General features: G+C 42.5%; 9 protein-coding genes. 5 read left to right on the forward strand and 4 right to left on the reverse strand.

Going from position 1 to position 9,341, the window contains the following annotated elements; all coding sequences use genetic code 11:
- The first annotated feature begins 206 nt into the window (after positions 1 to 206).
- Positions 207 to 875, forward strand: coding sequence for a cytochrome b6 (gene petB / locus VB714_RS06290; protein ID WP_204105238.1), 669 nt, complete (start codon positions 207 to 209; stop codon positions 873 to 875).
- 130 nt (positions 876 to 1,005) lie between these two features.
- Positions 1,006 to 1,488 carry a cytochrome b6-f complex subunit IV gene (gene petD / locus VB714_RS06295; RefSeq protein ID WP_204105239.1) on the forward strand — a complete coding sequence of 161 codons (483 nt, stop codon included), beginning with the start codon at positions 1,006 to 1,008 and terminating at the stop codon, positions 1,486 to 1,488.
- Between the two features lie 96 nt (positions 1,489 to 1,584).
- Here the strand turns inward: petD and VB714_RS06300 are convergent, their stop codons facing one another.
- From VB714_RS06300 to VB714_RS06315, 4 genes are all read right to left on the reverse strand, one after another.
- Positions 1,585 to 3,048: a hypothetical protein gene (locus VB714_RS06300; protein WP_323222269.1), complete on the reverse strand. Its 1,464-nt coding sequence runs from the start codon at positions 3,046 to 3,048 to the stop codon at positions 1,585 to 1,587.
- 108 nt (positions 3,049 to 3,156) lie between these two features.
- Complete coding sequence (locus VB714_RS06305) at positions 3,157 to 3,477, reverse strand: XisI protein (protein WP_323222270.1); 321 nt, start codon at positions 3,475 to 3,477, stop codon at positions 3,157 to 3,159.
- Entirely contained in the window at positions 3,468 to 3,881 is a 414-nt protein-coding gene (locus tag VB714_RS06310) for a XisH family protein (RefSeq protein WP_323222271.1), read from the reverse strand. Before VB714_RS06310 ends, VB714_RS06305 begins: the two co-directional genes overlap by 10 nt.
- Positions 3,882 to 3,896: 15 nt before the next feature.
- A complete protein-coding gene (locus VB714_RS06315; protein WP_323222272.1) occupies positions 3,897 to 4,640 on the reverse strand; it encodes a creatininase family protein in 744 nt (247 codons plus the stop codon).
- 759 nt (positions 4,641 to 5,399) lie between these two features.
- Here VB714_RS06315 and VB714_RS06320 point away from each other — a divergent pair.
- The 3 genes from VB714_RS06320 to VB714_RS06330 all read left to right on the forward strand — a co-directional run bounded on the left by VB714_RS06320 (position 5,400) and on the right by VB714_RS06330 (position 9,212).
- Positions 5,400 to 5,816 carry a GPW/gp25 family protein gene (locus VB714_RS06320; protein ID WP_323222273.1) on the forward strand — a complete coding sequence of 139 codons (417 nt, stop codon included), beginning with the start codon at positions 5,400 to 5,402 and terminating at the stop codon, positions 5,814 to 5,816.
- A 75-nt stretch (positions 5,817 to 5,891) separates the two neighbouring features.
- Entirely contained in the window at positions 5,892 to 8,078 is a 2,187-nt protein-coding gene (locus tag VB714_RS06325; protein ID WP_323222275.1) for a putative baseplate assembly protein, read from the forward strand.
- 51 nt (positions 8,079 to 8,129) lie between these two features.
- Positions 8,130 to 9,212: a phage tail protein gene (locus tag VB714_RS06330; RefSeq protein WP_323222277.1), complete on the forward strand. Its 1,083-nt coding sequence runs from the start codon at positions 8,130 to 8,132 to the stop codon at positions 9,210 to 9,212.
- Positions 9,213 to 9,341: the final 129 nt, after the last annotated feature.

The raw sequence follows: 9,341 nt of genomic DNA on the forward strand, positions 1-9,341 counted from the left end.
GTTGGGGGGTTGGGGATTTGGAGGATGTGGTGACTGATAATTGATTAAGTCGTGTTACATTTTTTAAAGGGGAGTTTAAGGATTCTTCCTCCTCTGCGATCGGGGTTTCACTCCCCTGTCATTTATCCTTCTTTCATTTTTTTCAACCTGCCCAGGGTGGTAAGCGTTGGACTAAACAACATTTTTCCTTAAGGAATTCGGACTTCATGTTTATTAAGCAAGCAAGAGAATCAAAAACCTATCAGTGGTTTCAAGAACGCTTGGACATTCAGGCACTCGAAGATGATATTGCCAGTAAATACGTTCCCCCTCACGTCAATATTTTTTACTGTTTGGGTGGTGTAACGTTGGTTTGCTTCGTCATCCAGTTTGCCACGGGTTTCGCCATGACCTTCTACTACAAACCCACGGTGACGGAAGCCTTTAACTCCATTCAGTATCTTATGACTGAAGTTAACTTTGGCTGGCTGATTCGTTCCGTTCATCGTTGGTCTGCAAGCATGATGGTGCTGATGATGATTCTTCACGTTTTCCGAGTTTATCTTACCGGCGGTTTCAAAAAGCCTCGGGAATTAACTTGGGTCACTGGAGTTGTTCTCGCAGTGATTACCGTTAGTTTTGGCGTAACTGGATACTCTCTCCCTTGGGATCAAATGGGTTTCTGGGCGGTTAATATTGTCTCTGGGGTTCCTGCTGCGATTCCTGTTGTTGGACCGCAATTAGTTGAACTCATGCGCGGGGGCGTATCCGTCGGACAAGCAACTTTAACTCGCTTCTACAGCTTGCATACTTTCGTTTTACCTTGGTCGATCGCGGTCTTCATGTTGGCTCACTTCTTGATGATTCGCAAGCAAGGTATTTCAGGTCCCCTCTAAACTCGGGACGAAAGCGCGATCGGGTAAGAAATTTAAAGTATTGCATCTTGCCCGTACCTTTTTTTATGATTGAATGCGAACTCGCGATCGCAATTAAAATATTTCGTGAATTCAGGAGACTGTTTTTATCATGTCAACTCTCAAAAAGCCAGATCTAAGCGATCCCAAACTGCGTGCTAAACTTGCTCAAGGCATGGGTCATAACTATTATGGCGAACCCGCATGGCCGAATGATTTGCTTTATGTATTCCCCATCGTGATCATGGGAACGATCGCTTTATGTATTGGTTTAGCCGTTCTCGACCCCGCAACCGTTGGCGAACCTGCTAATCCTTTCGCAACACCGTTGGAAATTTTACCCGAATGGTATCTCTATCCTACCTTCCAGATTTTGCGGATTTTACCGAATAAACTGTTAGGAATTGCGGGAATGGCTGCTGTTCCCCTGGGTTTAATCTTGATTCCTTTTATCGAAAACGTTAACAAGTTTCAAAACCCTTTCCGTCGTCCTTTAGCGACGGCTGTTTTCTTATTTGGAACGGCTGTAACTCTCTGGTTGGGTGCCGGGGCGATTTTCCCCTTAGATAAGTCTTTAACTTTGGGCTTATTCTAGATTAAGATCATTTAAACAAATAGTAGGGGTTTGGTGACCAAACCCCTACTACTCTGTATTAGTTTTTCACCACTTACATATCTTAGATATCAAGTTCTATTTCAAAAATTTCTCGTATTCGTTTTTGTGAACCTTGAAGATATGTTTTACTAAGTTGCATTCTGTTAATAGTGTTTTACAACAAAAGCACGAAACTCTCTTTCGAGATTGTGGATTAAAACTCATTTGTAACAAATCAAATTTAATTTTTTCTTTTTGCTTTTTGATTTCTGCTCTTTCTTTTTCTTTTTGCTTTTCGATTTCTGCTCTTTCTTTTTCTTTTTGCTTTTCGATTTCTATTCGACGATTCTCACGTTCTGCATATATTGCTTTGATTTTGTTTTCTAAGCTCACCATACTATTCTCATTAAATTCTAAGATTAACAATGTTTTTTTATCTTTTTTGTATGAATTAAGATATTTTCTCAATAACAAAATAAAGTTTTTCTTGTAAAAAGAGAATATACTATCTGATATTTTTTTTGTTATTTTGTCCATAAATATTTGATCGATTACGAAATTTATATTTATCGTTACTCTCTTCCGTCCATTTTCATGTATCTTGCTTTTAATTTCAGAGATTTTCGCAATTTTAGTGATTGGATAAATCCCCAAAACATCCTTAAGTAACAAAATATCAAGTTTTTGAATGCGTAGTTTTACCCTTTCGGCGAAAGGTGCAAGTATAAAACTATCTGAAAAATGCTTATTTTCTGGAAAGAAATACTTTTTTAATTGCCAATATATTTGTTCTTCATTAATATTATCTATTCCTTTTGAAGGTACAAAAATTTGATGATTATTAGAACGGTGTTTGTAAGCTCTCTTCCAAACTAAGTTTGGAATTGCTGATTCCCAATGAGTTTCTAATATTATTTCTTTGATTTTTTGGGTAATTGGAATAAGTTGTACTGTCCTAAAAAAATTACGCCAATTGCCTGGTTCAGGATTACAGCAAAAAAGGCTATAATAAATGAGTTGTTCGAGGAGATGTATGCTAGACGATACACATAAATACTTAATGGCTTCAGCCGCAATTAATGAACGAAGAAGTAATTCATTCTGTTTTCCAGCAACTTCTCTACATTCTGTAATTAATCTCGATCTATTTTCGCAAAAAAATTCGGAACATTGAATGATCAAATCTACTGCATTAGAATCAAATATTTTGCTCTTAACAAAATTAATTTTCTCTTCAAATTTTATTTGTTCACTACCAATTATCTTTAGAAAATATTGTTCAAATATTTTTCTTTTTTGTCCTTTATCTTCTGGTGAAAAGAAACTCGACCAGCCTGAATAACCGTAGCTATTTGCTACTCTCAATTCACACCTAGAACTTAAGTTGGTAGCTTTAAAATGAGCAAAATGAGGTCGATTCCATTCACCGCATCTGAGTAAAATCTCCTGATTGCAATGAGGGCAGACTAAACCAAGCTCCTTATATGATTGGTAATTAAGACGTTCATCGCGTGCATGGACTATATCCCCACCCAGATACATCGCCTTAGCGAAATCCATAGTTTTTATCCTGATTTGTAACTTCAGTAAATTTTACAATCTTGCCTCTGTCTTTGATAAGATAACAGAACTGCAAGACTGAAAGAGAGCGATCGATCTCAAAACTAATCAACTCGCTGCATATTCCGTAAACTTACGCTTAAAAGGAGATTGAAATCCTAAAACAATGTCTGTTTTGGGAACACCCAATTTAACCAAATCGTTAGCAATAGAAATCTCTGTATTGTTTTGTTGAATGTAAACTTTACCACCGATAATATCCAGATGAAATAAACAACCATAAACCCAATGGTTGTTAACCCAACCCACTTGCACTAAAAGATAATGATTTTTCTCGCGATCGCAAATCGTTTCAATCGGAACAGAATCATATAATTTAGCTTTTTCTTGTATAGTTTTTTCGATTAATTCACCATAATCTATAGCCATTGAACGACCTCCTCCGTGTCAGGATTGAATACAATTAGTTTAATTTGATGGTGTTTTATCGCTCTTTTAACAAACTGCTTGCTAAAGAAACTTTCATAAACATCATTCGGAATTGCCAAATATAACACTCGCTCTGGTTCTACTTTCGATAATGCTAAATGGTAATTCAGAACTTGGCCGATCGCAGTATGAAAATCAGGCATCATTGAATCTCTTAAAAAACTCTTGATTTCTACCGCAATCTTTTTTGAGTCTCTTTCAGCCGTAATCAAACATTCTCCTCCTAGATCGACAAAAAATGTTATATCCTCAGAAGTAATTGTTAGGGGATCGTGGCTAATTTTCCACCCTTCCTTAACGAGAGCCGAACGAACGGCATGATGAAAAATATCTTTGGCTGACATTTTTATATTATAGTATTATTTTTCGAGAAACTCCAAATAGCGATCGCTTAATTCTTTCACGGCTAACTCATAAAATTGCTGCCCATGTTCTGGGGTCGCTAAATCGGGATTTGACCCCATACGTCCATCGGGATAGGAACGACGAAAATCTTCTGCACCATAGATTCCATGACCCGAGGCAACTTCTGGAGACAACGGAGCCGTTTTAATTGCTTCGGGGTAAATATATTGAGTGAGGGCAACTTCGCTAGGTGTAGCATGAGAACCTTCTTCACTTCCGTAAAGTTCTTTTGCTAATCGATACACAGAACCACACATAAACCAATTACCAACCCGACAGCGAAGGCGATCGCTATGGGGAATCTGCAAATTAGCCAAATGATAATAAGTTTCCGAAAAAGCAGCCTTTAGAGTGGCAATATTCCCCCCGTGACCATTAATAAAAAAGAAGTGTGTAAACCCGTGTCGCGCCAGAGAAGTCACATAATCATTAATCACTTGAATTAGAATACTCGGACGCAAACTAATCGATCCTGGAAAAGCTGTGTGGTGCAGTGCCATACCTACATTAATCGTTGGACCCACCAGCGATCGCGTTGCTTCCCCAACTCCCTTGGCGATCGCCTCAGCACAAATGGCATCAGTACCGATCAACCCCGTCGGTCCGTGTTGTTCCGTCGAACCAATGGGAAAAATAATCCCTTGCGATCGCCCTAAATAACTTTCGACTTCCGGCCAGGTACTTAAATGTAGGAGCATAATAATTGATTTTTGGCTAAAGAAAAACTAACAATACGGGCAAAAGGAAAAAATAAAATTTTCCCAATCGAAAAACAAACCGTTCCAGATATAGTGTATTGTAAAGTTTAACTAAAAATATAGTCAAACAGAGTGATTTATGGTAGATTATTGTCATCCTTATGTCTATCCAACTCAGCCAAAAAAGCAGGAGTTGGTAAATTAGATAGGATTGATTGAGATATAGATGTTTTCAAGGCTGTAACTTTTAATCAACCGGGCTTTGTCCTTTTGTTGAGCATGGCAGACTCGAAGAAAACCCTCATCAATTGAACAAAAGCATTCCCAAATGCCTTTAGGGGCTATGGGATAGAGAGGTGCGTAGTTCACCCAAGGAGAATTAATCTCTCAAAGCCAAAATGAAGGGGATTTCTGAAATGGAATCCATGTCTTGTTTATATCTGACTATATTTTGGTTAACTATTATTTACCTTAAATAACAATAAACTAACAATAAATAAAAAGTAACCCGCCGATTTGAGCTTGCAGGCAGAGGCTTGGTGGGTTTTATTGCCCACAATCGTAAACCACAATAAATTAATAGTCAATCAGTAAATATACTGAATCGCATCGAATCGGAACAATATGTGATGAGGATATATTTTTTCATCTTATCGCTGAATTCAGAAAGGCGATCGCCAAAAACTCGACTTTCGTAGAATTGTCATCTCCTGTCAACCTTCGCTACAGTGACAGCAAAACTCAGATGTTCTTGGCACAATGGCAGAAGTAGAGCAAGGCAAAAATAAAGACTTTCTGGGAACGAGTCTCTCTTTCCCCTTACGGCGTAACGTACAAGGAAGTTTACAACTCAGTTCTAGCGAACGGAATATTGAAGAATCCATTCGCATTATCCTCGCTACCCGACATGGCGAACGGGTTTATCGTCCTAAATTCGGCTGTCGGCTTTCTGAATTGGTCTTTGCGCCGATGAATACCAAAACCTTACTCATGACCCGTCTCTACGTCGAAGAAGCCCTCACCCTCTGGGAACCTCGCATCGATATCAACGAAATTTATACCGAACCCGACCCCGTTCGCGGTTGCATTAATATTATTATTCGTTATAGCACTAAAGAAACTCACAGTTCCGGCAGTCTCGTTTATCCCTTTTATCTTCTTCCAGGGGGACAATGAATAAGAGGCAAGAGGCAACAGGCAAGGGATAATGAAAATCATTAATAAACAAATACTCAATAACCAATAAAAACAATGGATTTAAACTTTTTACCGAAACTCCCCAAAGCCAATCTCGACGATCGCGCCTACGAAGACCTGATCCAAGAATGCTTGCTACGAATTCCCCGCTACTGTCCCGAATGGACAAACTATAACGCCAGCGATCCTGGTATTACCCTGGTCGAACTTTTTGCCTGGCTAACCGATCAAATGCTTTATCGGTTCAACCAAGTACCGAGACGCAACTATATTACTTTCTTAGAAATGATGGGGATTCGCTTGAATCCTCCCAAACCCGCCCAAACTAATATTACCCTTTATTTAAGTGCTTCCTTACCGGAAACCTATACGATCGCGGCGGGAGTAGAAGTGGCCACCGAACGCACCGACACAGAAGAAGCAGTGGTTTTTAGTACCGATCGCCCCCTCGCCATTGGCATTCCCAGCATCCGCCACTTTCTCAGCGCCCAAACCGTAGAAGAACGCCCTCGCATTCTACGCGATCGCTTTAGCGGCACTTGGTCTTTACGCCCCGATGGAGAATGGGAAGGGGTCGAACTTTCCTTCTTTGACGAACGCCCCCAAGATGGCAATTGTTTTTATCTCGTCTTTGACCCCGATCCCCCCATTACTGGAAATGTCATCGCCGTCACCTTCAAAGGCGAAGCAGCAACCTCCACCGGAATCGATCCCGAACGCCCTCCTCGCCGTTGGGAGGCATGGAACGGACACCAATGGGAATCCGTCCTCCTGCAAGAAAAAGACGATCGCACTCAAGGCTTCAGCTTTAGTGAAATAACCCGCAACGGAGGCAACCCCCTACGGGGTGCCGATGTGATTCTGCACTGTCCCCAAAATTGGCTGGTGGAAACCTTCGGAACCTATCGCGGTCGCTGGTTGCGCTGTATTTGCGACCAAGCCGACCACGATCGCCCCCAATACCTACAATCTCCCCGCATCTTTGGTTTAAGCGTTCGTTCCCTCGGCGGCACCGTAACCGCCACCCAGTCTACCCGTATCAGAAATGAAATTTTGGGAGAAAGTGACGGTACCGCCGGGCAAATTCTACAACTCCAAAGTACCCCCATTCTGCCTCGCGAAGAAGGAGAATATTTACTGGTCACACCGATAGGGAGTATGCCGCAAAGATGGCAAGAAGTGAACGATTTTTCCGAATCGGAGATCCATGACCTGCACTATACCCTCGATTCCCTCACCGGAGAAATTCAGTTTGGCCCCCTCATTCGCGAACCCAACCAAATGCGCGATCGCACTCAAGCATTAGTGGGGGGGCGAGATCTGCGCGGGCGAACTGAAGACCCAGAAGAGGAAAGCAGAGGCAGAGAAAACCAATATGGAGCCATTCCCCCTCGGGGTGCTTCGATCGTGATGGTGTCCTACCGAACGGGGGGAGGTTTACGCGGTAATGTCCAAGCGGGAACAATTCGCATTTTAAAGTCTGCGGTTCCTTATGTGGCGCGACTGACCAACTATGATAACGCCAGAGATGGAGCCGATGCCGAATCCCTCGATTCGGCGGTGATGCGGGTGCCGAAAATGCTGCGAACTCGCGATCGCGCTGTCACCGCCGAAGACTTTGAAACCCTTGCTATTCAAGCCGGACGAGGGGCGATCGCCCGATCTCGCTGTTTATCGAGTACCCAGAAAGAATCGGCGGGTATTGTCGAATTAGTGCTTGTTCCCCAACTCGACCTTAAGGCGATCGAACAAGGACAAGGAATTGCCCCAGAGAATTTTTCTCTCTCTCCCACCTTACTCACCCAAGTTTTAGCCTACCTCGACGAACGGCGCTTGCTAGGGGTGGAAATCCACTGTCGCGAACCGGAATATGTGGGGGTATCCGTGCAAACTGAAATTGCCCTCGAACCGGAATATAACAATCCTGGGGCGCAACAAGACATTCTCCACAAACTGCAAGTTGCCCTTTATCGCTTTCTCAACCCTCTCACTGGGGGTCCCCATGGGGAAGGCTGGCCTTTTGGTCGTCCCGTCTATTCTTCGGATATTGTCACCTTATTTCAAGCCATTCGTGGCGTGCGCTATTTAGGAACTATTCAACTTTTTGAATTTCGCTACCAAGACAATCATTGGGCGCGAATTCTTCCTCGAGAACCCGCGATCGATCCAGGTCCACTCGGACTCATCTGTTCTTGGTATGACAGTCAAATCCGTTCCAACCATGTCATCAATTTACTGTAATAAGTTACTGCAATCAGTTACTACAATGAGCATCGATCGTTAATTATTAAAATGACCCAAGCCAGCGAAACCCAACCCCTGCGATTGCAACTGACTCCCTTGCAAATCTCGGAAAATGTTTGTCAACCCATTGACACGCCCTGGACGGACTCGAGCAGCCTTGGCTTCTTTGGCGGCATGAAGACCGTCGAAAACAAAATTTGTGAATTAGTTCTCTACCCTGGAGAACCTTGCGAACTACTCGTACAGTTAGAAAATATCAGTCACCATTCTTTGGCTTTAAACTTGGAAGTTGAAGGGAATTTTCCGAACAATTGGTATCGCGTCAGGGGTGAAGGGAACGAATTACCCCCAGGGACAAAAATGGAAATTGTCCTTTATTTCCAACTCGATCGCAATTTCTTTGAGAATATTCCCCCCGATAAAATTGGACAGCCCTTAGTTTTAGATTATCGCGGTCAAATTCAAGTCAGCTATAATGAATTTTCCTCTGATACGGATTCTGGTGAGGCTAGATTGGGTAAAATTTATCAACAATTTGCCCCTTTTCAACTCTTCATTCGTCCTCGCAGCCTCTATTTGAAGTATCTGCCGGATCTTTATCGAGAGGTGGATTTTGTCGGTCGCCTGCTGAAAATTTTTGAAGAAGCCTTTGAGCCAGATTTTAATACGGCTTCGACCCTTTGGGCTTATCTGCATCCCCGCACGGCTCCAGAAGCGATGCTTCCCTTTCTCGCCCATTGGGTCGGCTGGGAAATGACTCCTATCTTAAGTCTGAAAAAACAACGGGACTTAATTGCTAAGGCGATCGAGATTTATCGTTGGCGAGGAACCCGGCGGGGTTTACGCTATTATTTGCATCTGTTTACCGATTTGCCCTTAGACGAACACCTCGAGGAGAAAGATAAACATATTAGTATTCTCGAACTCGGAGGACGGGGTTTTGTGGTGGGAGAAGCGGGGATCGGACAAGATACCATTATGGGCGGCGGACAGCCTTTCCACTTCATCGTTTGTCTGCGCTATCCTGGCGATCGCCCCCTAGATGAGAAACTCGTTCGCAAGGTAATCGAACAGGAAAAACCTGCCTTTTGTACTTATGATTTATATCTTGAGGAAATTAGTCGCTCTTAGGAGCAATTTGAACAGCCTTTCGTTCCCAATGGGGTAATTTTGCTTAAAACTTCACATCTTTAGGACTTACGCATTAGCCCCCTAAATCCCCCTACAGTTGGGTTTAGGAGTAGGGTTGCAATGCTTGCA

The organism is Spirulina sp. 06S082, assembly GCF_034932145.1.
Taxonomy (GTDB): Bacteria; Cyanobacteriota; Cyanobacteriia; order Cyanobacteriales; family Spirulinaceae; genus CCY15215.